This window comes from Salinimicrobium flavum (genome assembly GCF_042684505.1).
GTDB classification, from domain to species: Bacteria; Bacteroidota; Bacteroidia; order Flavobacteriales; family Flavobacteriaceae; genus Salinimicrobium; species Salinimicrobium flavum.
This window is the reverse complement of the sequence record NZ_JBHULT010000005.1, coordinates 25,581-49,930: the sequence shown is the minus strand read 5'-3', so window position 1 is coordinate 49,930 and position 24,350 is coordinate 25,581. Positions and strand designations below refer to the sequence as shown.

The following is a 24,350-nucleotide window of genomic DNA, read 5'->3' as shown; positions in this document are numbered from 1 at the left end:
ATGTTTAATTCTTTTTTTCTTTTAGGGGCGGCAAATATACTACTTCATTCGGTTTTAAACAGTCTTAGTATCTTGAGAAATGGTTCCTGATAAAAAGTTTAAGGTTTTCTTCACAAAAGAGAGCAAATTCCCTTAGCAACAAAATTTTTAAGTATCCGCAGAGACACAATCTTGGAATTTCCTGCCGGGTGCCTGGAATTTTAAATCCGAAGCATAAAAAAAACCTCCTTAAAAGGAGGCTTCAAAATGCTATTTTCAAAAAGCATTAGTCCTTATACATTACTTTCTTCACCGCTTTGATCACATCATTGTGATTTGGCAACCACTCTTCAAGGAGTACAGGAGAATATGGCGCAGGAGTATCGGCAGTGTTGATCTTAACAATAGGAGCGTCAAGGTAATCAAAAGCCTGTGATTGTACCTGGTAAGTGATCTCTGTAGCAACGTTGCCAAATGGCCATGCTTCCTCAAGGATCACAAGCCTGTTGGTCTTTTTGACCGATTTCAGAATGGTTTCGTGATCCATCGGGCGAATGGTACGCAGGTCGATGATCTCACAGGAGATATCTTCTTTTTCAAGTTCTTCAGCAGCTTTGTACGCCAACTTGATGATCTTTCCGAAGGAAACAATAGTAACATCTTTTCCTTCACGCTTAATATCGGCAACACCAATTGGAAGTACGTACTCTTCTTCAGGCACCTCGCCTTTATCCCCGTACATTTGCTCACTTTCCATGAAGATAACCGGATCGTCGTCGCGAATTGCCGCTTTAAGAAGTCCTTTTGCATCATAAGGATTTGAAGGCACGATCACCTTTAAACCCGGAGTATTTGCATACCAGCTTTCAAATGCCTGCGAGTGGGTTGCCCCTAATTGGCCAGCGGAAGCTGTAGGTCCACGAAAAACAATAGGGATATTGAACTGCCCCCCGCTCATTTGACGCATTTTGGCTGCATTATTTATGATCTGATCAATTCCCACCAGGGAAAAGTTGAAAGTCATGAATTCAATAATGGGACGGTTCCCGTTCATGGCACTTCCAACGCCAATCCCTGAAAAACCTAATTCGGAAATTGGTGTATCGATTACCCTGTCAGGGCCAAATTCATCCAACATTCCTTTTGACGCCTTATAAGCTCCGTTATATTCAGCAACCTCTTCTCCCATTAGGTAAATGGTGTCATCACGACGCATTTCCTCGCTCATGGCCTCTGCAATTGCTTCCCTGAATTGGATAGTCTTCATTATGAGTTGATATTTTAAAAATTTTCGAGCCACAAAAATAGTAATTCAAAAAACGATAAACGACTTCTGAAGGACAAAAAATTTCCTATGCATGCATAGGAAATTTCCTTGTAAATTATGTATCTTCGTAACCCATTATTTATGTTTTATCAAAATTATTGAGATATATGAAAATATTAGTGTGCATTAGTCACGTACCAGACACTACTTCAAAAATTAATTTTACTGAAGGGGATACAAAATTTGATACGAACGGAGTCCAGTTCGTGATCAATCCAAACGATGAATTTGGGCTCACCCGTGCCATGTGGTTCAAGGAAAAGCAGGGAGCTACCGTAGACGTTGTGAACGTTGGAGGTCCCGAGACTGAACCTACCCTGCGAAAGGCCCTTGCCATTGGAGCTGACAGCGCCATTAGGGTAAACACTCCTGCTAAAGACGGGATCTATGTTGCAAAACAACTTGCCAAAGTCGTAAAAGACGGGGGCTATGATCTTGTAATCGCAGGCCGGGAATCTATTGATTATAACGGAGGAATGGTACCCGGGATGCTTGCAGCCCTTACCGATTCCAATTTCGTCAACACCTGTATTAGCCTGGAGGTTGAAGGAAATGAGGCTACAGCCATTCGGGAGATCGACGGAGGAAAAGAAACCCTTAAGGCCAGTCTTCCTTTAGTGATTGGCGGTCAAAAAGGGATCGTGGAAGAAAGCGACCTTCGTATTCCAAATATGAGAGGGATCATGCAAGCCCGTAAAAAACCTCTTAACGTGGTTGAACCGGTGGAAACCGATGCTGATACTGAAGCTGTAAAATTCGAGAAACCGGAACCTAAAGGTGATATCAAGTTGATAGACCCTGATAACCTGGATGAATTGATCCAACTGCTTCACAACGAAGCGAAAGTGATCTAGGATTTAAAACTCAAAATTGGAATTTGGAATTTGAGATCAAAATAAAATAATCAATATAAAATATTCAATTAAAACAGATATGTCAGTTTTAGTATATACAGAATCAGAAGAAGGAAAATTTAAGAAAACAGCATTAGAGGTAGCTTCCTACGCAAAAGGGGTTGCCGATATGATGAATACAGAGGTTACCGCCGTTACCTTCAACGCCGGCGACACTTCGGAATTAGGAAAATACGGGGTAAGTAAGGTGTTAAAGATCACCAGTGACAAACTTGAAAAGTTCAATGCCGAAGCATATGCCGATGCCCTCAAACAAGCAGCTGAGAAAGAAGGTTCCAGGGTGATCGTTGTTAGCCAAAGTGCCAATGCGAAATATTTGGCTCCTCTATTGGCTGTACACCTTAATGCCGGATATGCCTCCAACGTGGTTGCTCTTCCCGAGGGAACAGATCCACTTCAGGTTAAAAGAACCGCATTCACCAACAAAGCCTTCAATTTTACAAAGATCGCTACAGACGTGAAGATCATTGGACTTTCGAAAAATGCTCTCGGATTAAAGGAGAGCAACACCGAAGTTTCAGAAGAGGACTTTTCCCCTTCTTTAAGTGATGAAGATTTCTCTGTAAATGTGGTTTCTGTTGACAAGGCAGCAAATAAGGTTACCATCGCAGATGCAGAAATCGTAGTTTCCGGAGGACGTGGAATGAAAGGACCTGAGAACTGGGGAATGCTTGAAGAGCTTGCCGATACTCTTGGTGCAGCAACCGCCTGTTCCAAACCCGTGAGTGATATGGGCTGGAGACCACACAGTGAGCACGTGGGCCAAACCGGGAAACCCGTTGCCGCCAATCTGTACATCGCAGTAGGTATTTCTGGGGCCATTCAACACCTTGCGGGAGTAAGTGCTTCGAAGACAAAAGTGGTGATCAACAATGATCCCGAGGCACCATTCTTTAAGGCGGCAGACTACGGAGTTGTAGGAGATGCCTTCGAAATAGTACCGAAGCTTACCGAAAAATTAAAAGAATTCAAGGCTAGTAACGCATAATTTTTATAAATTGCGTGCCGATTTAAAGGGCTGTCTAAATCTGGTTCAATGCCCTATTTAGACAGCTTTTTTTGTATTTTTACAGTATGAGTTTAGTGCGCCTTAACATTAAAGGAATATCTTACAGCCAAACACAGAACGGGGCCTACGCCCTGATCCTGAGTGAGGTAGAAGGAGAGCGCAAACTTCCTATTGTAATTGGGGCTTTTGAAGCACAATCTATTGCTATAGCCCTGGAAAAGGAGATCAAGCCTCCCCGCCCTCTTACCCACGACCTTTTTAAGAATTTTGCAGATCGCTTTGAGATCGTGGTCAAACAGGTGATCATACATAAACTGGTGGACGGGGTCTTCTATTCAAGCCTTATTTGTGAAAGGGACAAGATCGAAGAGATCATTGATGCCCGTACCAGTGATGCCATTGCTTTGGCATTGCGCTTCCAGGCTCCTATTTTCACTTATAAGAATATTCTCGATAAAGCTGGGATCTACCTGAAGGGCGACAGCCAGAAGGCAGAAGAGGAAGAAGAACGGGAAAAGGAAGATATCATTGTAGACGAGCTTTTCTCGAACGAGGTGGAGATAAAATCCAACGACCCCGATTATAAAAAACTATCCCTTAACGAACTTAATAACCTGCTGGATCAGGCCGTAAAGAATGAAGACTATGAAAAGGCGGCCCGTATTAGAGATGAGATCTCCAAACGAAAATAACCCCCCCATTTTATGAATAAATTCTGGTGTTGTCTGTTCCTGATTTTCTTCGGAATATCCTCCTCTTTTGCCCAAAACCTATCTAAAACCTGGAATTTTGAAGCTGTAGAAGACAGCACCGAAAATGCTCTTTTTGAAGTTGATCCCGGCACAGATTACCTTAAGTTTGATAACGGAAGTTTTGAATTCTCCCTTTCCGGAGAGAAAATACGCAAAGCCTCAGGGAGTTATGTCTACCAGAATGACGTGCTCATTCTCTTTTACGACTCCCCGGCAGACAGCATCCAGAACCTGCGGGTCAACAGCCTCACAGACTCCACCCTTATCCTTTCTGGCAGAAATGTGCATTATTCCCTGAAAGAAAAGCCGTTGGAGGTGCAGGATGTACTGCCGGTTAAAACAGCAAAAACAATAATCCCCAATCAGGGCTTCACCTTTACGAGCTTCTGGCGCGGGGTGGTGGGAATGATCTCGCTTTTGATTATTGCTTTCCTTTTTAGCTCCAACCGTAGGGCCATTAACTGGAAAACCATTGGAGCCGGGTTAAGTGCACAATTACTTCTGGCCATTGGGGTATTAAAAATAGGCTTCGTTCAGAGCCTTTTTGAAATGGTGGGCAAGATTTTCGTTCTCATTCTGGACTTTACGGCGGCAGGAAGTGAATTTCTGCTGGGCGGCATGATGGATGTGGAGAGCTTTGGCTTTATCTTCCTTTTCCAGGTATTACCCACTATTATTTTCTTTTCTGCACTCACCTCGGTACTTTTCTACCTGGGAGTGATACAGATAGTGGTAAAAGGAATGGCCTGGGTATTGACCAAATTAATGGGCATTTCAGGTCCTGAAAGTCTTAGTGTGGCAGGGAATATTTTCCTTGGACAAACCGAAGCACCGTTAATGATCAAAGCTTACCTGGAAAGAATGACCCGCTCTGAGATCCTGCTGGTGATGATTGGAGGAATGGCGACTGTAGCCGGTGGAGTACTAGCGGCATACATAGGATTCCTGGGCGGTGATGACCCCGTACTACGGCTTGAATTCGCCAAGCACCTTTTAGCCGCCTCTGTAATGGCAGCTCCCGGAGCAATTGTGGTTTCTAAGATCCTGTATCCGCAGCAGCAAAAAATAAATACTGATGTAGAGGTATCTTCGGAAAAAATTGGATCAAATATACTTGACGCCATTGCCAACGGTACAACCGAAGGTTTAAAACTTGCAGCCAATGTGGCTGCAATGTTATTGGTGTTTATCGCCTTCATTGCCATGATCAATTACGGATTAGGGAAAATTGGAGATTGGACCACCCTTAACAGCATAATGGCTGCAAACACTCCTTACGCGAGATTATCCCTGGAATCTTTGCTGGGAATGGTCTTCGCGCCTTTGATGTGGTTGATTGGAGTGGCTACAGAAGATATGATGCTTATGGGGCAATTACTGGGGATCAAACTTGCGGCAAGTGAATTTGTGGGCTACATCCAGCTGGCAGACCTAAAGAATCCGGTAAACGCACTGAGCCTTACCTATGAGAAATCGATCATCATGGCCACCTATATGTTATGCGGTTTTGCAAATTTCGCTTCCATCGGGATCCAGATAGGTGGAATTGGCTCCCTGGCCCCGGGGCAACGAAAAACCTTGTCTGAATTCGGGATGAAGGCTCTTATTGGCGGTACCATTGCCTCTTTACTTTCGGCAACCATCGCCGGGATGATCATTGGTTAATAAGTCCTTTACAATCCTGTTCTCAATTAACTTTTTAATTCGGGGTAGTTTTCTATTTTAGCTGAAGAACATCCGGGATTTGTCATTTTTGACTCTGACCCACAAGGTTTTGGAACCTTGTAGAGCAGAACCGGGATTTTGTTATAGAATTCAAACCCTAAGTTTCCGAGACCTGTAAGGTCTAAAAAAGACCTCGCAGGTCTACCTAATAAAAATATAATATGAAGCAGTATCACGACCTGGTAAAACACGTTCTTGAAAACGGAAATGAGAAGGGAGACCGCACCGGCACCGGCACCAAAAGCGTTTTTGGTTACCAGATGCGGTTTGACCTTAGCGAAGGCTTTCCCATGGTTACCACCAAAAAACTCCATCTTAAGTCCATTGTCTATGAATTGCTTTGGTTCCTTAACGGTGACACAAACATAAAATATCTGCAGGATAACGGGGTGCGCATCTGGAACGAATGGGCAGATGAAAATGGCGACCTTGGTCCCGTTTACGGGCACCAGTGGCGTAACTGGAACAGCGAAGACATCGACCAGATAAAGGAGGTGGTGGAAACCCTCAAAAAGAATCCAAACAGCCGCAGGATGCTGGTAACGGCCTGGAACCCTTCTGTGCTACCGGACACCTCTAAGTCATTTGCTGAGAATGTGGCCAACGGGAAAGCAGCATTGCCTCCCTGCCATGCTTTTTTCCAGTTCTATGTAGCAGACGGTAAACTTTCCTGCCAGCTTTATCAGCGCAGTGCAGATATCTTTTTGGGAGTACCTTTTAATATCGCATCCTATGCCTTGCTTACCATGATGATCGCGCAGGTATGTGGTTATAAACCCGGGGATTTCATCCATACCTTCGGTGATGCCCATATATACAACAACCACCTGGAGCAGGTGAACCTGCAATTATCAAGAGACCTGAGAGAATTGCCTGTTATGAATATCAATCCTGAGGTCAAAGATATTTTTGGCTTCAAATTTGAAGACTTCTCGCTGGAGAACTATGATCCGCATCCTCACATTAAGGGAGCTGTTGCGGTATAAAAACTATGATCATGAAAAATGTACTGATTTTTGCTTTCTTATTATTGGCCGCAGCAGGTTATTCCCAGGAGGGTGTAAATTTCTCTAAGAACACCGTAACCACAAAGGAGCTGCCGCCGGTATGGCCTGGTTGTGAAGAGACCACAAAAACTTCGAAAGCCTGTTTCCACGAAAAACTTACCGAACATTTAAAAGAGCATTACCGTTTCCCAAAAGATGCTGATGGAAATATCATTAGAGGGAGATCTGTAGTATCTTTTATCATTAACGAAGAAGGAAACCCGGTGATTACCAAAGTGGAGGGTCCTAAAAAGGAACTTAATGAGGAAGCCAAAAGGATCATCCTTGCCATTCCCAGGATGACCCCGGGTGAATTGGCAGGAAAACCTACAGCCATAAAATACAAGGTGCCGTTTACTTTTTAAGGAAGTTAACGCCTTTTCATTTTTAGTTTTCATGGAGTAGAGTTAGTATTCCTTTAACTAAAAGAGAGTGATAAAATTATAAATTTGAAGGAAACCCTAAGGTTTCCTTTTTTTATGATGACCTCCCGAGAACTTATACAGCTGTTTAACGACACCCGAACCCATACAGAACATATCTGTTCCTTTCTTGAAACAGAAGATTATGTGGTACAACCGGTGGTAGATGTCTCACCCCCAAAATGGCACCTTGGACACACAACCTGGTTCTTTGAGGAATTCGTCTTAAAAAACAATGCTCCCGACTATCAGATCTATGACGAGCGTTATGCCTATGTTTTCAACAGCTATTATGAAAGCGCGGGAGACAAGGTAGTACGATCTGACCGCGGAAACCTTTCCCGGCCCACTGTTTCTGATGTTTATAGTTATAGAAAGCATGTTACCGATGCCCTTTTAAAGTATCTTAAAAAAGAAAATCCTTCAGAAAAAATACTGGAGGTGATCGAACTGGGTTGCCATCATGAGAAACAGCATCAGGAACTGCTGCTTACAGATATCAAATATATCTTCGGTAACAATCCGCTGCATCCGGTTTACAGTGAAGATTTCGAGGAAAATCCCATCCAGGATTTTCCACAGGAATGGCTTGAGGTGAAAGAAGGAGTATATGAAATTGGACATAATAAATCCAAAGATTTTTGCTACGACAATGAACTGGGATTTCATAAAATCTACCTCCATAGCTACCAGATTTCCAATAAACTGGTGACTAACAAGGAATATCTTGAGTTCATGGCAGACGGGGGGTACCTCCAGGTACTGCTTTGGCATGCAGAAGCCTGGGACTGGATAAACCTGCATGAAATAAGATCTCCGTTCTATTGGCATAAGGTAGAAGGGGAATGGCAACAATATACCTTAAAAGGCTTAAAACCTTTAAATCCTGACGCGCCGGTAACCCACCTCTCCTATTATGAAGCTTTCGCCTATGCTCAATGGAAGGGAATGAGGTTACCCACAGAATTTGAATGGGAAGTTGCCCAAAAGAATTTTGAATGGGGCAGCCGCTGGGAATGGACAGAGAGTGCTTACTCTCCTTATCCCTTCTACACCAAGGAGCCCGGAGCTCTTGGGGAATACAACGGTAAATTCATGGTAAATCAGAAAGTACTGCGCGGAGGTTCTGTCGCCACCGCCCGCAACCATACGAGATATACCTACCGTAATTTTTTTCATCCGCACCTTCGCTGGCAGTTCACCGGCCTGAGACTGGCTAAATAAGACCTAAATGATGAATGACACAAAACCTCCTCAATTTGAGACCCAATTTGCAGCCGATATATTTCATGGCCTTACTACCTATCCTAAAACCTTAAGTTCAAAATATTTTTATGATAAAAAGGGGGATGAGTTGTTCCAGCAGATCATGGATCTTCCCGAATATTATCTCACCGGAAAGGAATATGGGATACTCGAAAAGCACAGGGAAGAGATAGCTGCTGCCTTTACTTCTGCGGAAGGCTTTGACCTCATAGAACTTGGGGCTGGTGATGGAAAGAAGACCAAGATCCTGCTTAGGCATTTCGTGGAAAATGAATTCAATTTCAAATATTTACCGGTAGACATAAGTAAAAATGTGCTGGATCAATTAACCAAAAGTCTTCGTACGGAAATTCCCGGGATTGAGGTAGTACCCAAGCAGGGCATGTATAAAAAGGTGCTTGAGGACCTGGCTGGTTATCAAACCCGCAAAAAGGTGATCTTGTTCCTGGGATCCAATATTGGCAACCTCTCTCAGGAAGAGGCGGTGAATTTCCTTAAAAAAATAAGCAGTTCAATGTCTTCCGAAGACCTGTTCTTTATGGGGGTAGATCAGAAAAAAGATCCGCAAACGGTCCTCGATGCATACAATGACTCCCGGGGAGTGACGGCTGCTTTCAACAAGAACTTGTTAACCAGGATCAACCGGGAATTGCAGGCCAATTTTGATCCCGACGCTTTCCTTCACTGGCCGGTCTATGATCCTGAAGCCGGTACTGCAAAGAGCTTTTTAGTGAGTACAAAAGAACAGACGGTCCAGATAAATTCATTAAATTTAGAAGTGACTTTCAGGGAGTGGGAAAGCATACATACCGAGATCTCTCAGAAATACGATGACACCTCAGTGGCCTGGCTTGCAAAAGAAGCCGGACTTGAAATTAGCGGAAGCTTTAGTGACGAACAAAATTATTTTAAAAACTACCTCTTTAAAAGATCCTGATACATGAAAGCTATATGGCATAATGTGATTCTCGCTGAAAGCGACAAGACCAAAATTGTGGAAGACAAACATTATTTCCCTCCCGATTCTATTAATTCTGAATATTTTTTATTGAGCGACACACATTCCCAATCCCCTTTTGGAAAAGCCTCCTATTTCGACGTGCAGGTTGGGGATCACAGAAAGGCAGATGCTGCCCTTTTCTATCCTAATCCAGACGCGAATTCTTCTGAAATTAAGAATCATGTCACCTTTCTAAAAGAGATCGAAATAAAAGAATAATTGCACCTTAAAAATAAAAGAATTAGTTTTACCCCCACATAATTACAAGACATCGTGACTTTTACAACCAATAATAACTTCTCTAATAACAACCTGAATAATTTTAGGCTGCGGAAGGCTATTATGGAATAACAGATAAAAAAATCGAACAATTCATAGCCTTTCCAGCCCGGAAAGGCTTTTTTTTTGAACAAAATGAAATACAAAACAACTACCAATATAAATAATAATCGTCCGCCACCCGAGGGAGAAGGTTCCTGTGCTGTAAAGCCTGCCTTTTTCATAGGGCAGGCTTTTTAATTTTAATCCATTAAACTTCCTATTATGATCGTAACAGAAACAATTTCCGCCACCCTGTCAAAAAGATTACAGACAGAAGAAGCCGTTCACTTCACAAAAATGTGCTTTGAACAACAGCTTAAAACACACCTGCCGCTCACCAAAGTTTCGGCACCGGCCGTTGTGCTGCAGGGAACCGGTATCAACGATGACCTCAACGGAGTTGAAAGACCCGTAGCCTTTCCCATAAAATCAATGCAGGATCAACCCGCCGAAGTGGTTCAGTCCCTCGCCAAATGGAAAAGATTGCGCCTCAGGGAATACGGTCTTTCCCCCGGCACCGGTATCTATACAGATATGAAGGCCCTGCGGCCCGATGAGGACCTGGGTAAACTTCATTCCATTTTTGTGGATCAATGGGACTGGGAAATGGTCTTGCAGGCGGAGGATCGTCACCTGGCTTTTCTGAAACTCCAGGTGGAAAAGATCTATAAGGCCATCAAGGAAACTGAGATTCTGCTTTCCAAAAAGTATAAGGGTTTAAAACCGTACCTCCCGGCAGCGCTCACCTTTCTCCATGCTGAGGAACTTCTGGAAAGATATCCTCACCTTCCTGCAAAAGAAAGGGAGAACAGGGCAACCAAAGAATTTGGTGCTGTTTTCCTGATAGGGATCGGCGGGAAACTCTCCCACGGGGAAGCTCATGACGGCAGAGCTCCTGACTATGACGACTGGTCAACTCCCACCTCATCCCAAACCAAAGGTCTCAACGGAGATATCCTATTCTGGAACCCGGTACTTGAGCAGGCATTTGAGATCTCTTCCATGGGAATTCGTGTAGATCCCGCGACCCTGAAGAGCCAGCTTAAGATGTGTAAAGCTGAAGCACGGGCTCCACTCTTCTATCACCAACAATTATTGAAGGGAGAATTACCTCAAACCATTGGCGGAGGTATTGGCCAGTCCAGATTGTGCATGTTCCTTTTGAAAAAGCAACATATCGGGGAAGTCCAGGCCGGAATATGGCCGGAACAAATGAGAAAAGAATGTGAAGAGAACGGAATATTTCTTTTGTAAACTAAAGGCTGCTGTTTAAAACATGATTTTGGAGCAGCCTTACTTTTTAGCCCTGATGGTTTTCATTAGCTTTTCAAGGTCTTCAGTGGTATTGAAATAATGAAAACTAACCCTTATCCCTTCCCCTCTTTGGGAGCAAATGATATTATTGCTTCGCAGTTTTTGAAACAACTTTTCATCTCCCCTGATGTTAAATATCGGGGAGTGGAATTCCCTTTTAACGATAGCTTCTTCCAGGAGACCTTCCTTTTTAAAGGCATCTTTTGCTTCGGAGGTTAGCTCCTTCACCCGCTGTTCTATTTCGGCCATTCCTGTTTTTTCAATAAGTTCTAAGGCTGCCTGAAGACTTCCGAAGTTAAGGGTATCCAGATGCCCGGGTTCGAATTTACCTATCAGACTTCCCTCCTGCGCTTTGTATTTCCCCTGCAGGGAATTGAATCCAAGCGATTTTGGAAAGATCTTTTCTTCCATATGCTCCTTGAACAGGAAAAAAGCATTCCCGTACCCCGCATTCATCCATTTATAAGTGCTGGCACCAAGTACGTCAAGGGCAGAGTCTTCAAAATCAAAATCTTCGGTGCCGCAAAACTGGGTGCCGTCTCCAAAAAGTAAGAGGTCGGGATTTTTTTGCTTGAGCTCCTTTAGAAAATTAAGGTCGATCCTGATCCCATTGATCCACTGCACCAGGCTGAACGCAAATATATCGGGGCGTTCCTTCTCAATGACTTCGGAAATATTCTGTTCCAGATTTTCATCTATCGCAGCATAACAGGTTTCGAAATCTCTTGATTCCACCGCCCAGTTCACCGATGGATAATCGTTCTTTAATAACAGTACCTTTTTTCCCTTTTCCACCCCTTCCATAAGGACATTGAAGCCATAGGAGAAATTTGGAGTAAGGGCAACGCGATTGGGAGCGCAGTGAAAGAACCGTCCTACAGCTTCCCGCACTCCTGTAAGCACCTCTCCCTGCTTTTCTTTCAGAATGCTTCCGGAGATGAGAAAATCAAGGTCATGATCCTGTCTGAATTCCAGCACGGCTTCCGGCAATAATCCGGAAGCAGCCGTATTTAAATAAGTATACTGACCAAGAATGGGAAACTGTTTTTTAAAATTCTTCATAGGGAATGAGTTTTCCGAAGTAAAATCAATAAATTTGAGTATATCTCTAAAATACTTCAATAATATGTCAACAGAAAAGAAAACTTCTTCAAAAATAGATCCCGAACAACGGGAGCTTATTGAACGGGCCCAGGAACGGGCACGCCAGAAAAGGAGATTATATCAACATTTTATCGTATTCCTCATAGGATCTGTGGTCCTGATCCTGTTGAATGTTATTTTTGAGATAGGTCGGGATATACAGCCTTTCGGCCTGGACTGGTTTGTATGGGCAATCCTCTTCTGGGCGCTCCTTTTCATAGCGCATATTTTCAATGTCTTTGTCACCAACAAATTCCTGGGAAAGGAGTGGGAAAATGAACAGGTGGAAAGGCTGGTCACCAAACAACAGCGCCGCATTGAAGAACTAAGAGGCAAGGTAGAGCGCGATCATCCTCTGCCACGAAAACATGAGCCTTTCATTCCTCCAACCACAGAAAGACCTATTGATCCCGATTCTACCATAAATTCTTAAAGTATGGGTGTAGTTACTATGATCGCTGCAGCCGCAGAGAATAATGCCCTGGGTAAAGACAATGACCTGGTTTGGCATCTGCCCGATGATTTTAAAAGGTTCAAAAAGCTAACCAGCGGGCACCATATAATTATGGGAAGAAAGACCTTTGAAAGCTTCCCTAAACCTTTGCCCAACCGTACCCACATTGTGATCACCCGCAAAAAGGATTACAAAAAAGAGGGGGCAGTGGTAGTACACTCCCTAAAGGAGGCCCTTGACAGGGCAAAAGAAGACTCCCAACCTTTTATTATTGGAGGGGGTGAGATCTATCACCAGGCTTTATCAATGGCCGATAAAATAGAACTAACGAGGGTACATGGAAGTTTTGAGGCTGACGCATTTTTTCCCGAAATCGATGAGGACAACTGGGAACTCACCGCTTCAGAGTTCCATCCCAAAGATGAATCCCATAATTACTCTTTCACATACCTTACCTACACGCGTGCACAATGAGGATAAGATAATTACCCGGATTGCAGAGCTGGAGGGTTTTAAGATAAACGCTGCATCTGCCCTTTCAGGAGGCAGCATTAACCGGGTGCTGCTGGTGGATACTTCGGAAGGAAAACGGGTACTTAAGCTGAATAGCGCCTCTTCCTTTCCGGGATTGTTTGAAGCCGAAAAGGAAGGCCTTGATGAACTGAGAACAAGCGGGACCGTCAATGTTCCCGAGGCATTTTCAGTAGGGGAAACATTGGGAACCGCCTACCTCCTGATGGAATATATAAAAGAAGGCCCTCAAAAACCTCATTTCTGGAACCGTTTTGCCGAAGATCTTGCCGCCCTGCATAAAACCACCTCCCCTGCTTTCGGATTCCCCTCTCAAAATTACATTGGGAGCCTTCCGCAATACAATGAGGAAAGACTGTCTGCTGCCGAATTTTATATAGAACAGCGACTGGAACCTCAATTAAAAATGGCCCGGGAAAAGGGTTTTTCATTTGATAACCCTGAGGTTTTTTTTACTAATATTTCCCGCGTCATACCACAAGAACCGGCGTCCCTCATACATGGCGATCTGTGGAGCGGCAACTATCTGGTCAATGAGCAGGGGCTACCTTGTCTTATTGATCCCGCAGTGAGTTATGGACCTCGTGAAATGGATCTGGCCATGATGAAACTTTTTGGAGGTTTCCCGGAAAGGGTGTTTTCCGAATACCAGTCTTTCTTTCCACTGGAACCGGGATTTGAAGACAGGGTACCCATTTGGCAATTGTATTACCTTTTGGTGCACCTAAATATTTTTGGGAGCAGTTACCTGCCATCTGTTAAGAAGATCCTTACCCGCTTTTCATAACCTTAACAAGCCAGCCTCCTCTTTTAGCAGTTCTTTACAGCATTTGGCAGCTCAATTATCTTATATTTAAATAGTTAAAAAAGATAAAAGTTATGAGCACAGAAAAAATGAATAAAGAAGAGTCAAGAGAAAAATTGAAAGACCTGGTAGACGATATCAAAGTTGCCATGATGGTTACAGGTTTTAATAAAAAGCCCATAAACGCTATTCCCATGACCACCAAGCAGGTGGACAAGGATGGTAACATCTGGTTCTTAAGCCTCCGTACCAGCGAACACAACCAGGAGCTCCTTAAGAACAAGGATGTACAATTACTGTACAGCGACCCTAAAGGAATGGAATATCTCAGCGTGTTTGGAGAAGCTGAGATCACCACAGACAGGGTAACGATTGAGGATCTATATTCAAGTATTGATGACAACTGGTTTGAAGGAGGCAAAACAGATCCAAATATTACTGCCATCAAAGTTCGTCCTGAAGAGGCTTATTACTGGGACACAAAATCAAATAAATACATCACATTACTTAAACTGGGGGTAGGAGCCATTTCAGGAAACAAACAGGATATAGGGGAAAAAGGAAGACTTAATATATGATAGACCCGGCCTTTGAGGCGGCGGCATCAGGGTTTTTTTATTTTCGTAATTTAGCGATCCAAAATTTAAAAACATGAAGGCATATATTTTCCCCGGTCAGGGCGCACAATTTACAGGAATGGGACAGGACCTTTACGACAGTTCTCCCCTTGCAAAAGAACTTTTTGAAAAAGCCAATGAGATCCTGGGGTTTGAAATTACCCGGATCATGTTCGAAGGGACAGCAGATGACCTGAAGAAGACCAAGGTCACCCAACCGGCAATTTTCCTACACTCGGTGATCATGAGCAAGGTGATGGGTAACTCCTTTCAACCTGATATGGTGGCCGGGCACTCCCTCGGAGAATTTTCTGCATTGGTCGCAAATAAAACCCTCAACTTTGAGGATGCCTTAAGACTGGTATCCAAAAGGGCTCTTGCCATGCAGCATGCCTGTGAACTTGAAGAATCAACCATGGCAGCAGTTTTGGGACTGGAAGATGAAATGGTAGAAGCGATATGTGCCGACACTAAAGGTATCGTGGTAGCTGCCAATTACAACTGCCCGGGGCAACTAGTGATCTCCGGAGAACAGCTGGCTGTTGAGAAGGCCTGTGAAGAACTTAAGGAAAGAGGTGCCCGCAGGGCTATGATCCTTCCTGTGGGAGGTGCTTTTCACTCCCCATTAATGGAACCTGCAAGAGAAGAACTTGCTGCTGCCATTGAAGAAACAAAATTCAGCAATCCGGTTTGTCCCATCTATCAAAACGTTACCACTTTCGCTGTGACAGATCCGGCTGAGATCAAAAAGAACCTGATCTTCCAACTTACCGCTCCGGTTAAATGGACGCAGAGCGTACAGAATATGATCAAGGACGGGGCTACTGAATTTATAGAAGTCGGTCCGGGAAAAGTGTTACAGGGGCTGGTCAAAAAGATAGACCGAAACATGGAAGCCCATTCTGCCCAATTGTAAAAGAAAATGGAGAACCGGGTTCTCCATTATTTAGATTTCCGACTAAAAAAATTGAGAATCCGGAAGGTTATTTAAAAACCCTCCGGATTTTTTATTTTTCGTTCTTGTAAATCTTTCCTTCTTTCATAACGAATTTCACCTCTTCAAGCGTTTTAATGTTTTGAAGCGGATCTCCGGCCACAGCAATAATGTTTGCATCAAAACCGGTGGCCACCTGTCCCATCTGGTCTTCCAGATGAAGGATCTTAGCGGGTGTAAGGGTTGCACTTTGAATGGCCTCTAAGGGAGGCATTCCGGCTTCAACCATATATCCGAACTCCCTCGCATTCTCCCCATGTTTAAAAACCCCTGCATCTGTTCCAAATGCGATCCCTACTCCTTTTTTGTATGCTTTCCCGAAGGTGCCCTGGATCTTAGGGCCAATTTCAATGGCTTTTGAAACAACCATGGCAGGATAATAGTCCTCTATCTCGGCATTAAGGCTCACTTCTTTACCGGCTGTTATGGTAGGGACCAGATAGGTATCATATTCTTTCATGAGTTCCATGGTCTCATCGCTCATTAGCGTTCCATGCTCGATGGTCTTTACACCCCCTTTTATAGCCCGTTGCATCCCTTCATCCCCATGTGCATGGGCGGCAACATGGAACCCATAATCTGCGGCGGTTTTAGTGATCGCCCTGATTTCCTCCAGGGTGAACTGAGGGTTGGAACTGCTTTTTGCCACACTCAGAACTCCGCCGGTAGCGGTGATCTTTATAAGATCGGCTCCATTCTTGTACCGTTGGCGCACTGCCTTTGCCGCATCATCTTCATTGTTCACCACTCCTTCTTTAGGCCCGGGATCTCCCATAAGAGCCTTACTTCTGCCGTTTGTAGGATCTGCATGGCCTCCTGTTGTAGCAAGGGATTTTCCGGAAGTAAAAATTCGCGGTCCGTCAATTTTCCCCTGGTTAATGGCATCCCGAAGGGAGATATTCACCCCCGTTCCTCCAAGATCCCTTACCGAGGTGAAGCCTGCCAACAGGGTTTTTTTCGCGAAACCGACTGAATTAAAAGCGTTGTCTGCATCATTAAAGGTGAAGGCATGAAGGTAAGCCTGGGGATTTGATTCATTTTCCAGGTGTACATGCATATCGGTCAGCCCCGGCAGCAGGGTAAGGTTCCTAAGATCAACCACTTCAACAGAATCCGGAGGGGTGATAAATCCGTCTGAGATCTTTTCGATCGTTTTCCCATTGATGATGATGGTTTTTTGCTTTAACATTTTCCCCGATCTTACGTCCAGGATATTTCCGGCATGCAGATAGGTTGTTTGGGCGGAAAGGGAGCCCGTAAACAGGATCCCCAGCAGGAGAAGCAGTAATTTTTTCATTCTGTTTTTATTGGTTAACAAAGTTAAGTACAGTGTCTGTTATAAATGCTATCTGTTCGTCATCCAGCTCTGTGTGCATGGGAAGGGAGATGACTTCCTTCACCAGTTGATTGGTCACAGGAAAATCTTCTTCCCTGTACCGGCTATCTTTATAAGCCTTCTGGCTGTGTAACGGGATAGGGTAATAGATTCCGCAGGGAATTCCTTTTTCATTCAGGTGCTTCACAAGACCATCCCTTTTGCCGTTAAGTATCTTAAGAGTGTACTGGTGGTAGACATGGGTATCTTTTGATCCGTGGGTATAGGGCACCACAATATTTTCCTGGTCTTTAAAAGCTTCGGAATATTTTTTTGCAGCCTCCTGTCGTGCCTTGTTATAATCATCTAGTTTAGGAAGTTTGGTACGCAAAACTGCCGCCTGCACACTGTCCAGTCGTGAATTCACACCCACGACATCGTGGTGGTAGCGTTCATACATTCCGTGGTTCACAACTCCACGAATGGTGTGGGCCAGATCATCATCATTGGTGAAGATGGCTCCCCCATCCCCATAACATCCGAGGTTTTTTGAAGGAAAGAACGATGTGGAAGCCGCATGGCCTATTGCTCCGGCTTTTTTCGTACTGCCATTCTTAAAATTATAATTCGCGCCTATAGCCTGGGCATTGTCCTCGATAACAAAAAGATCGTGTTCTTCAGCAATTTCCATAATGGCATCCATATTCGCGGTTTGCCCGAAAAGGTGCACCGGAACAATGGCTTTTGTTTTTGGAGTAATGGCTTTTTTTATGGCTTCAGGGTCTATATTGAAAGTATCGGGTTCTACATCTACCAAAACCGGCGTAAGCTGCAGCAGGGCAATCACCTCGACGGTAGCAGCGAAGGTAAAATCGGCAGTGATGACTTCGTCACCCGGTTTCAATCCCAGTCCCATCATTGCGATTTGGAGAGCATCAGTCCCGTTCGCACATGGGATGACATGTTTAACCTCCAGATATTCCTCCAGTTCCTTCTGGAACGCATGAACTTCAGGACCATTAATAAATGCGGTGGTATCTAACACTTCCAGGATTGAGGAGTTTACCTGATCTTTGATTTTATCGTATTGACCCTTAAGATCAACCATTTGGATTTTTCTCATAACTTAAATTTGAAGAGTAACGAAAATACAAAGAATGCCTCTTTCCCCAATGCTAATTTCTTAATTTAGCACCCAAACCAGGGAGCTTGAGAATTCTTTACAATTTAGTGGTCAATACTGCGGAAAAAGTTCTGCCCGTAAGCGGACTTTTTAGTGAGAAGATGAAACTTTTTACTGAAGGCAGAAAACAGGTTTTCACCCAACTGGAGGAGAAAATTGGCTCGAAAGACAGAACCGTATGGATTCACGCCGCTTCGTTGGGGGAATATGAGCAGGCGGTTCCGGTGATAGAGGCGATCAGGAAGGTGATGCCGAAGCATAAGATCGTCATTACTTTTTTCTCCCCTTCAGGTTATGAAGTGAAGAAGAATTCCGCTCTTGCCGATGTCGTGACCTACCTCCCGCTGGACACTTCTAAAAATGCAAAAAAATTCCTTCAAAAAGTGCACCCTGACCTGGCTCTGTTTATAAAATATGAGTTCTGGCCCAATTTTCTGAAGCAGCTGAATGACCAAAACATACCCACCTTACTTATTTCAGGAGCATTCAGAAAAGAACAGCTTTTCTTCAGATCTTACGGCGGTTTTATGAGAGCTTACCTGAAAACTTTCGACCATTTTTTCGTGCAGAATGAACCTTCTGAACAACTGCTGAATTCGATAGGCTTCGTTAATGTAACTATTAGTGGAGACACCAGGTTTGACAGGGTTTCCCTGCAATTACAGCGGGACAACCACCTTGATTTCGTTGACCGGTTCAGTAAAGATCATCTTTGTGTAGTGGCCGGAAGTACCTGGCCGGAAGATGAAGATCTCCTGATTCCATTTATCAACAAGGCTCCTCAAAATGTAAAATTCATTATTGCCCCTCACGCCATTAGGCCGGCAAGAATTGACAGGATGCAGCAGCAGTTGGAAAAGGCCTCCGTGCTCTATACTGAAATGGAAGGTGAAGATCTTGGAAAATTCCAGGTGCTCATAATTGACACCGTAGGATTACTTACGAAAATTTACAGTTACGCAGACATTGCTTATGTGGGCGGTGCTGCCGGTAACACGGGGCTTCACAATATTCTTGAACCGGCAACTTTTGGAGCACCGGTGGTGATAGGAAAGAATTTCAGCCGTTTTCCTGAAGCTATCCGTTTGCAGCAACTGGCAGGTCTGTTCTCTGTAAGAGATGAAAAGGAACTGGAAGAAGTCTTTAACCGGCTGCTCAGTAACGAAAACTTCCGCAGGCAAACGGGTATGATCGCAGAACATTACATAAACAGTAATACCGGTGCCACCAATAAAATAATCGATTATTTGTTAACTCATTATTCTAAAGTCACTTAGAGCTGCTGCAGTTTCTGCACCGTCTTCTTTGGATATTTAAAAATTAGTTTAAATTTGTCTTAACTAATTAAACATACTAACATGAAAAAATTATTTTTAGGTTTACTTGTAGCTGCATTCACTTTATCCATCTACTCTTGTAGAGAAACTACTGAAGAAAATGTTGAAACAAACATTGAAGAAGTAGAAACTGATCTCGAAGAGGCAGGAGACGACCTGGAAGACGGTCTTGAAGAAGCAGGTGATGACATAGAACAAGCTGCTGAAGAAACTGAGCAGGAAATTGAAGAAGAAGTTAATGAAACTGATGATATCCAATAATCACATCCTTCATTAAATTTTTTAAGCCATAAGTCTTCTTATGGCTTTTTTCATCTTAAACCCTTATATTATGAAGAAACTATTTTTAAGTCTGTTTTTAACAGGAATCATGGTCTCCACCTATTCCTGTCGCGAAACCACCGAAGAGAAAACAGAGGAAGCCATTGAATCAATTGGAGAGGACATTGAAGACAATACCCGCCGCGCTGCCGAAGAAATTGAGGAAGGCGCTGAGGAAATTGAAAGAGAAATCGATGAGGAGATCCACGAGACCGATGATAATATGCACCAGGAGAATGACCTATAGGAAATGATTTTCCGAAAGAAAAAGCTGCTGATGAAGCAGCTTTTTCTGTTAAAACCCAAAACCTTGAAATCAACAGGGGAAACGGGGGGTGAACCGGACCTGTTTAAAGGGCAGACGACGCGGCAGATCCTGCTATTGAAAAAAGATCAGCAATAAAATAAATTTAAAGCCATTCCTCGCGAATGGCTTTTTTTACACCTCAGTTTTTCTTAACTTATTGTGTGGCAAAACTACACCCATGGGTTTTTTCAGGACATTTGGAATACTCCTCGTTATGGCGATAAATCTTTCCTGCAGCAGATCTACCACCGGTGAAATTTCTACTATCCAGGTACATGGACACCGTGGGGAAGCGGGTAACTATCCCGAGAACAGCCTCCCGGCTTTTTTAAGTGCGGTTGAGAAAGGAGTTGATGCCATTGAAATGGACGTGGTCATCTCGGGCGATAAAAAAGTTGTGGTCTCCCATGATCCTTATATGGCGGCAGGCTATATGATGACCCCGCATGGCAAAAAGATTTCCAAACGAGATGAGGAATCCTATAATTTGTACCAGATGTCTTATGCCAGCATAAAAGAATTTGACGGAGGTTCTAAATTCAACCGGCTTTTTCCGAAGCAGAAAAAGATGAAGACCTACAAACCCCTTCTTGAAGAGGTCATTGACAGCATTGAAAACTCCACTTCTCAAAATAATCTTCGTGCAGTGGTATACAATATTGAATTAAAATCTGATCCGGGCAGGTATGGAGATTTTCAACCGTACCCTGAAGAATTTAGCGAACTCGTTTTGAAAGTGATCAGGGAAAAGGGAATTGAAGACCGGGTTATCCTTCAATCCTTCGACCCCATTCTTCTAAACGTTCTGAACAAGGATCGCCCCCGGGTGAAACTTTCTTTCCTGGTTACGAGCAGGGATATTGAGAAGAACCTGTCACGGCTGGATTTTCTCCCTGATATTTACAGTCCCCGGTATAAGATTGTGCTCTTAAAGGAACAGGTAGACGAGATTAAGGCAAAAAATATGAAGATCATTCCCTGGACGGTGAACAAGAGGAAACATATAAAAAGGATGATAAAACTGGGGGTAGACGGGATTATCACAGATTATCCTGAAAAAGTGCTGCAGGAGCTCAACAGGTGATCACATTCTTTATTGCTGCAGCATTCCATGGATCTTCTTTATCAATTCCTCCATTTCGAAAGGTTTTGCAATAAAATCGTTTGCACCGGCCTCACGACATTTTTTTCCGGCATCATGCAGGGCAGACATCATTAAAACCGGCACCTCAGCCGTTTCCTCGTTCTTTCGCAACCGAGCACAAACATCGGTGCCATTAACACCTGAAATTAGCATATCGAGCATTACCAGATCAATATTCTGTTTAACGACCAACTCCTCGGTTTCTTCAGGTTTTTCAGTTACCACGACCTTAAAATCATAAAATTCCAGCAAGGTCTTCAGCATTTCACCTATTCCGGAATCATCGTCTACTACTAAAATTCGAATATTTTGACTCATAATTCTTTTGTTATCATCTCATCTTCGGAAGCAACTGAGAGAATGAACCTGAATTCTGATCCTTTCCCTTTCTGGCTGTCCACCTCGATGACTCCGTTATGTCTTTGAATAATTTCGTTAGCAAGATACAAACCTATTCCAAAACCGGCATATGTTTCTTCGCTCTCGCCCCCAATTCTGTAAAACCTTTTAAAGATTTTCTTTTGATCTTCCTTGTCAATACCTATTCCTTCATCGATCACACATACCGCTACCTTATCCTCTTTCAATTTCTTTACCTGGATCTTTATGTTTTGACTTTCTGGTGAATATTTAATGGCATTGGTAATGAAGTTTATAAGCACCTGCCCCAGCCTGTCCTTATCTCCAAATACAGAACATCGGTATTCATGATTTATATCGATCCTATGCTGGGTATTTGTATAGGAGATGTCCTGGACGGTTTGAGTCACCAGGTCATTTATATTGAAAACTTCCTTTTGCAACACCATTTTATTTTCTTCCAGCCTGGAAAGATCGAGCATTTCAGAGATCAACCTGGTCAACCTCACGATCTGGTGGTCTATACGTTCCAGGGAAGGTTGCAGGGGCAATTTAGAGTGATCTGCGCCATTTGAACGCCGTAAAAGGGTTAGGAGTAACTGCACATAACCTTTAATAGATGTAACCGGGGTTTTTAATTCGTGACTTACCATCTTCAGGAAATCCTCTTTTCTTTTTTCCTCTTCTTTTAACCTGTGTATCTCTGTATTGGTACTTATCCACATCTTAATCCTGCCGTCATCGTCCTTCACTGCTTCTGCACGACTAAGATGCCATTTATATTTTCCTTCCCTGCCGAGGATCCTGATCTCCATTTCAAAATTTTTACCCGTCTTTAAGGATTTTCGCCATTTCTTCTCAAATTTCCGGAAATCATCCTCGTGTATCAAGTGGCTCCACCCTCTCAAGACCAGTTCCTCTCTTTCAATACCCGTATAATCAAGCCAATTTTGATTAAAGTAGATCAAATTACCCTCAGCATCTGTATTGGTGACTTTTTCGGGCATAAGGTTAGCCATTTGCCTGAAATGGGATTCACTTTGCTTTAGAAGTTCCCTGGAATTGACCATTTCTGAAATATCCTGAGCCATGTTCAGGATCCCGTAAATTTCATTTTTTTCGTTCCTTAAGGGTTTATAAGTGAAATTAAAATAACCTGTCTGCATACGGCCGTTGATCAACAGGTCAACTTTATCTTCTTTCCCCCAATAGGTTTCCCCAGTATTATACACTTTTTGAAGCAGATCGAAAAATGGCTGACCTTCCAGTTCGGGTAGGGCTTCCCGCAATGACTTTCCAATCACTGACCGGTCTTTACCCCATAGGTTGACCATAGCATCATTGGCCATTTCAATCTTCATTTCTTCACCTGTATAAACGGCAGTAGCCACAGTGGCTTCCTGTACAATAGCTCTGATTCGGTTTTCCTTGTCCCTTATAAGCTGTTCTTTCAATTTTTCTTCGTGAATATCGACCACTGTTCCAATCATGCCCTGAAACTCCCCTTCAATGGTGAATTTGGGGCTTCCTCTTCCTATGACCCAGCGATAATCCCCTTTTCGGGACCGAAGGCGGAAAATAGCGTGATAGGGTTTTCTCTCCCTGAAGGCTTTCCCGAACTGTCTATTCGTCTTTTCCCGCTCCTCAGGGTGCACAGCGTCCACCCAATTAGATTCTTCTGCTTCCCCTGATGTTTGCCCGGTATATTCATACCAGTTCTTGTTCATATATTTGGTGGTCCCTTCTGAATCTGTGAGCCAAATTATCGCCGGTAGGGTTTCCAGCATATTTCTTAATTCCTGCTCACTTTGCTCTACCTTTTTACGTACACTCACCTTCTCGGTGACGTCAACAGCATGAACAAATATGCCGCTCACCTCCCCATTGGGTTCAAAAATAGGCTGATAGACGAAATCCAGAAAAGCATTTTTATCTGGTTTTCCGGGTTGTTTCAGTTTAATGGATATCTCGTTTCCAATGAAAGGTTTTCCACTTTTATATACAATATCGAGCAACTCAATGAACCCTTGATTCTCAACTTCGGGTAAGGCTTCTCTAACTGTTTTTCCCAGGATATCTCTTTTTCCAATAAGATCAAAATACTGCTCATTGGCCAATTCAAAAATATGCTCCGGACCTTTTAATCTGCATATCATAGCCGGGGCATTACTAAGAATATCGCGTACGGTCTTGAGATAATAAATATCCTTGCTCCTTTGGTGCCTGGTGTCTGCTTTCGGCTTAAAAGATATTAATATCAACCCTTGATTCGAAAGGTAATCTACACTTTCAGCATTGATCAAAAATGCTTTTTCCCCAAAGTTTTTAAGATCTATCAAGAACTCATGATCCCTGAGACTATTTCCTTTTTTTACCGTAGTAAGTAGATTATGTAATCCCTTAAGATCCCAATACTTTTCATCAAGATCCTGCAGAAGAAGGCCTTTGATCTCTTTTGAATGAAGCCCAAAGGTGGAGTAGAACTCTTCACTTGCCGCTACGATTTTTAACCCTGCAGTCACCACCAAAACGGGCTCCCACACAGTTCTCACCACAGCGTGCGCAAAATTATCCAGATCAATTGATGCCCCGCCAAATGCGGTATGTTCACCTGAGGTTTTTACCATATGATTTTTACTATTTCGGAAATCCCGGGATAAAATCTCTAAAATACAATTTAAAGTTATAATCCGAAATTCCCCCCACTACATAATCTCCTTTTTTAAAATAATCATCAAAGGTGTTTAGGTGATTTTTTTAATAA

At 43.3% G+C, this 24,350-nt stretch carries 25 protein-coding genes; 19 read left to right on the top strand and 6 right to left on the bottom strand.

Annotated features, from left to right (window positions below):
- Window positions 1-265: 265 nt before the first annotated feature.
- Window positions 266-1,246, bottom strand: a complete 981-nt coding sequence (locus tag ACFSTG_RS00750; RefSeq protein WP_380747485.1) for a pyruvate dehydrogenase complex E1 component subunit beta — start codon at window positions 1,244-1,246, stop codon at window positions 266-268.
- A 167-nt stretch (window positions 1,247-1,413) separates the two neighbouring features.
- Here ACFSTG_RS00750 and ACFSTG_RS00745 point away from each other — a divergent pair, with 167 nt between their 5' ends.
- The 10 genes from ACFSTG_RS00745 to asnA all read left to right on the top strand — a co-directional run bounded on the left by ACFSTG_RS00745 (window position 1,414) and on the right by asnA (window position 11,015).
- The gene (locus ACFSTG_RS00745) at window positions 1,414-2,160 is read left to right on the top strand and encodes an electron transfer flavoprotein subunit beta/FixA family protein (RefSeq protein WP_380747483.1); all 747 of its coding nucleotides are present in this window, start codon (window positions 1,414-1,416) and stop codon (window positions 2,158-2,160) included.
- A gap of 79 nt (window positions 2,161-2,239) precedes the next feature.
- A complete protein-coding gene (locus ACFSTG_RS00740) occupies window positions 2,240-3,208 on the top strand; it encodes an electron transfer flavoprotein subunit alpha/FixB family protein (protein ID WP_380747481.1) in 969 nt (322 codons plus the stop codon).
- Window positions 3,209-3,294: 86 nt separating this feature from the next.
- Complete coding sequence (locus ACFSTG_RS00735) at window positions 3,295-3,921, top strand: bifunctional nuclease family protein (RefSeq protein WP_380747479.1); 627 nt, start codon at window positions 3,295-3,297, stop codon at window positions 3,919-3,921.
- A gap of 12 nt (window positions 3,922-3,933) precedes the next feature.
- Window positions 3,934-5,646: a nucleoside transporter C-terminal domain-containing protein gene (locus ACFSTG_RS00730; protein WP_380747477.1), complete on the top strand. Its 1,713-nt coding sequence runs from the start codon at window positions 3,934-3,936 to the stop codon at window positions 5,644-5,646.
- 221 nt (window positions 5,647-5,867) lie between these two features.
- Window positions 5,868-6,692, top strand: a complete 825-nt coding sequence (locus ACFSTG_RS00725) for a thymidylate synthase (RefSeq protein ID WP_380747475.1) — start codon at window positions 5,868-5,870, stop codon at window positions 6,690-6,692.
- 11 nt (window positions 6,693-6,703) lie between these two features.
- Window positions 6,704-7,117: an energy transducer TonB gene (locus ACFSTG_RS00720; protein WP_380747473.1), complete on the top strand. Its 414-nt coding sequence runs from the start codon at window positions 6,704-6,706 to the stop codon at window positions 7,115-7,117.
- Between the two features lie 114 nt (window positions 7,118-7,231).
- Window positions 7,232-8,398 (top strand): ergothioneine biosynthesis protein EgtB, encoded by a 1,167-nt coding sequence (gene egtB / locus ACFSTG_RS00715; protein ID WP_380748414.1) that lies wholly within the window; start codon window positions 7,232-7,234, stop codon window positions 8,396-8,398.
- Window positions 8,399-8,405: 7 nt separating this feature from the next.
- Entirely contained in the window at window positions 8,406-9,377 is a 972-nt protein-coding gene (gene egtD, locus ACFSTG_RS00710) for an L-histidine N(alpha)-methyltransferase (RefSeq protein ID WP_380747471.1), read from the top strand.
- A 3-nt stretch (window positions 9,378-9,380) separates the two neighbouring features.
- Window positions 9,381-9,659 carry a DUF427 domain-containing protein gene (locus ACFSTG_RS00705; protein WP_380747469.1) on the top strand — a complete coding sequence of 93 codons (279 nt, stop codon included), beginning with the start codon at window positions 9,381-9,383 and terminating at the stop codon, window positions 9,657-9,659.
- A gap of 324 nt (window positions 9,660-9,983) precedes the next feature.
- On the top strand, window positions 9,984-11,015 hold the full coding sequence (gene asnA / locus ACFSTG_RS00700; protein WP_380747467.1) for an aspartate--ammonia ligase: 1,032 nt from the start codon (window positions 9,984-9,986) through the stop codon (window positions 11,013-11,015).
- Window positions 11,016-11,054: 39 nt separating this feature from the next.
- Here the strand turns inward: asnA and ACFSTG_RS00695 are convergent, their stop codons facing one another.
- Window positions 11,055-12,137: an aminotransferase class V-fold PLP-dependent enzyme gene (locus ACFSTG_RS00695; protein ID WP_380747465.1), complete on the bottom strand. Its 1,083-nt coding sequence runs from the start codon at window positions 12,135-12,137 to the stop codon at window positions 11,055-11,057.
- Between the two features lie 64 nt (window positions 12,138-12,201).
- Between ACFSTG_RS00695 and ACFSTG_RS00690 the strand changes: the two genes are divergently transcribed.
- From ACFSTG_RS00690 to fabD, 5 genes are all read left to right on the top strand, one after another.
- Complete coding sequence (locus tag ACFSTG_RS00690; RefSeq protein WP_380747463.1) at window positions 12,202-12,651, top strand: 2TM domain-containing protein; 450 nt, start codon at window positions 12,202-12,204, stop codon at window positions 12,649-12,651.
- A gap of 3 nt (window positions 12,652-12,654) precedes the next feature.
- Entirely contained in the window at window positions 12,655-13,146 is a 492-nt protein-coding gene (locus ACFSTG_RS00685; protein ID WP_380747461.1) for a dihydrofolate reductase, read from the top strand.
- Entirely contained in the window at window positions 13,094-13,990 is an 897-nt protein-coding gene (locus tag ACFSTG_RS00680) for a fructosamine kinase family protein (RefSeq protein WP_380747459.1), read from the top strand. The genes ACFSTG_RS00685 and ACFSTG_RS00680 overlap by 53 nt, the downstream gene beginning before the upstream one ends.
- Before the next feature lie 92 nt (window positions 13,991-14,082).
- Window positions 14,083-14,586, top strand: coding sequence for a pyridoxamine 5'-phosphate oxidase family protein (locus ACFSTG_RS00675; protein ID WP_380747457.1), 504 nt, complete (start codon window positions 14,083-14,085; stop codon window positions 14,584-14,586).
- 73 nt (window positions 14,587-14,659) lie between these two features.
- Window positions 14,660-15,541: an ACP S-malonyltransferase gene (fabD, locus tag ACFSTG_RS00670; protein WP_380747455.1), complete on the top strand. Its 882-nt coding sequence runs from the start codon at window positions 14,660-14,662 to the stop codon at window positions 15,539-15,541.
- A gap of 91 nt (window positions 15,542-15,632) precedes the next feature.
- Here the strand turns inward: fabD and ACFSTG_RS00665 are convergent, their stop codons facing one another.
- Window positions 15,633-16,916, bottom strand: coding sequence for a metal-dependent hydrolase family protein (locus tag ACFSTG_RS00665; protein ID WP_380747453.1), 1,284 nt, complete (start codon window positions 16,914-16,916; stop codon window positions 15,633-15,635).
- 7 nt (window positions 16,917-16,923) lie between these two features.
- On the bottom strand, window positions 16,924-18,057 hold the full coding sequence (locus tag ACFSTG_RS00660; protein WP_380747451.1) for a DegT/DnrJ/EryC1/StrS family aminotransferase: 1,134 nt from the start codon (window positions 18,055-18,057) through the stop codon (window positions 16,924-16,926).
- Between the two features lie 86 nt (window positions 18,058-18,143).
- Between ACFSTG_RS00660 and ACFSTG_RS00655 the strand changes: the two genes are divergently transcribed.
- The 4 genes from ACFSTG_RS00655 (at window position 18,144) to ACFSTG_RS00640 (ending at window position 21,166) form a co-directional block, all read left to right on the top strand.
- On the top strand, window positions 18,144-19,394 hold the full coding sequence (locus tag ACFSTG_RS00655) for a 3-deoxy-D-manno-octulosonic acid transferase (protein ID WP_380747449.1): 1,251 nt from the start codon (window positions 18,144-18,146) through the stop codon (window positions 19,392-19,394).
- Window positions 19,395-19,475: 81 nt separating this feature from the next.
- A complete protein-coding gene (locus tag ACFSTG_RS00650) occupies window positions 19,476-19,715 on the top strand; it encodes a hypothetical protein (protein ID WP_380747447.1) in 240 nt (79 codons plus the stop codon).
- 70 nt (window positions 19,716-19,785) lie between these two features.
- Complete coding sequence (locus ACFSTG_RS00645; RefSeq protein WP_380747445.1) at window positions 19,786-20,022, top strand: hypothetical protein; 237 nt, start codon at window positions 19,786-19,788, stop codon at window positions 20,020-20,022.
- A 238-nt stretch (window positions 20,023-20,260) separates the two neighbouring features.
- Window positions 20,261-21,166: a glycerophosphodiester phosphodiesterase family protein gene (locus ACFSTG_RS00640; RefSeq protein ID WP_380747443.1), complete on the top strand. Its 906-nt coding sequence runs from the start codon at window positions 20,261-20,263 to the stop codon at window positions 21,164-21,166.
- Between the two features lie 9 nt (window positions 21,167-21,175).
- On the opposite strand, the gene ACFSTG_RS00635 is transcribed toward ACFSTG_RS00640, so the two are convergent.
- Window positions 21,176-21,544, bottom strand: coding sequence for a response regulator (locus ACFSTG_RS00635; RefSeq protein ID WP_380747441.1), 369 nt, complete (start codon window positions 21,542-21,544; stop codon window positions 21,176-21,178).
- On the bottom strand, window positions 21,541-24,213 hold the full coding sequence (locus ACFSTG_RS00630) for a PAS domain S-box protein (RefSeq protein WP_380747439.1): 2,673 nt from the start codon (window positions 24,211-24,213) through the stop codon (window positions 21,541-21,543). The genes ACFSTG_RS00635 and ACFSTG_RS00630 overlap by 4 nt, the downstream gene beginning before the upstream one ends.
- Window positions 24,214-24,350: the final 137 nt, after the last annotated feature.

Coding starts and splice junctions, on each gene's coding strand:
- ACFSTG_RS00750 (WP_380747485.1), bottom strand. CDS start 1,246: ATGAAGACTATCCAATTCAGGGAAGCAATTGCAGAGGCCATGAGCGAG.
- ACFSTG_RS00745 (WP_380747483.1), top strand. CDS start 1,414: ATGAAAATATTAGTGTGCATTAGTCACGTACCAGACACTACTTCAAAA.
- ACFSTG_RS00740 (WP_380747481.1), top strand. CDS start 2,240: ATGTCAGTTTTAGTATATACAGAATCAGAAGAAGGAAAATTTAAGAAA.
- ACFSTG_RS00735 (WP_380747479.1), top strand. CDS start 3,295: ATGAGTTTAGTGCGCCTTAACATTAAAGGAATATCTTACAGCCAAACA.
- ACFSTG_RS00730 (WP_380747477.1), top strand. CDS start 3,934: ATGAATAAATTCTGGTGTTGTCTGTTCCTGATTTTCTTCGGAATATCC.
- ACFSTG_RS00725 (WP_380747475.1), top strand. CDS start 5,868: ATGAAGCAGTATCACGACCTGGTAAAACACGTTCTTGAAAACGGAAAT.
- ACFSTG_RS00720 (WP_380747473.1), top strand. CDS start 6,704: ATGAAAAATGTACTGATTTTTGCTTTCTTATTATTGGCCGCAGCAGGT.
- egtB (WP_380748414.1), top strand. CDS start 7,232: ATGATGACCTCCCGAGAACTTATACAGCTGTTTAACGACACCCGAACC.
- egtD (WP_380747471.1), top strand. CDS start 8,406: ATGATGAATGACACAAAACCTCCTCAATTTGAGACCCAATTTGCAGCC.
- ACFSTG_RS00705 (WP_380747469.1), top strand. CDS start 9,381: ATGAAAGCTATATGGCATAATGTGATTCTCGCTGAAAGCGACAAGACC.
- asnA (WP_380747467.1), top strand. CDS start 9,984: ATGATCGTAACAGAAACAATTTCCGCCACCCTGTCAAAAAGATTACAG.
- ACFSTG_RS00695 (WP_380747465.1), bottom strand. CDS start 12,137: ATGAAGAATTTTAAAAAACAGTTTCCCATTCTTGGTCAGTATACTTAT.
- ACFSTG_RS00690 (WP_380747463.1), top strand. CDS start 12,202: ATGTCAACAGAAAAGAAAACTTCTTCAAAAATAGATCCCGAACAACGG.
- ACFSTG_RS00685 (WP_380747461.1), top strand. CDS start 12,655: ATGGGTGTAGTTACTATGATCGCTGCAGCCGCAGAGAATAATGCCCTG.
- ACFSTG_RS00680 (WP_380747459.1), top strand. CDS start 13,094: ATGAATCCCATAATTACTCTTTCACATACCTTACCTACACGCGTGCAC.
- ACFSTG_RS00675 (WP_380747457.1), top strand. CDS start 14,083: ATGAGCACAGAAAAAATGAATAAAGAAGAGTCAAGAGAAAAATTGAAA.
- fabD (WP_380747455.1), top strand. CDS start 14,660: ATGAAGGCATATATTTTCCCCGGTCAGGGCGCACAATTTACAGGAATG.
- ACFSTG_RS00665 (WP_380747453.1), bottom strand. CDS start 16,916: ATGAAAAAATTACTGCTTCTCCTGCTGGGGATCCTGTTTACGGGCTCC.
- ACFSTG_RS00660 (WP_380747451.1), bottom strand. CDS start 18,057: ATGAGAAAAATCCAAATGGTTGATCTTAAGGGTCAATACGATAAAATC.
- ACFSTG_RS00650 (WP_380747447.1), top strand. CDS start 19,476: ATGAAAAAATTATTTTTAGGTTTACTTGTAGCTGCATTCACTTTATCC.
- ACFSTG_RS00645 (WP_380747445.1), top strand. CDS start 19,786: ATGAAGAAACTATTTTTAAGTCTGTTTTTAACAGGAATCATGGTCTCC.
- ACFSTG_RS00640 (WP_380747443.1), top strand. CDS start 20,261: ATGGGTTTTTTCAGGACATTTGGAATACTCCTCGTTATGGCGATAAAT.
- ACFSTG_RS00635 (WP_380747441.1), bottom strand. CDS start 21,544: ATGAGTCAAAATATTCGAATTTTAGTAGTAGACGATGATTCCGGAATA.
- ACFSTG_RS00630 (WP_380747439.1), bottom strand. CDS start 24,213: ATGGTAAAAACCTCAGGTGAACATACCGCATTTGGCGGGGCATCAATT.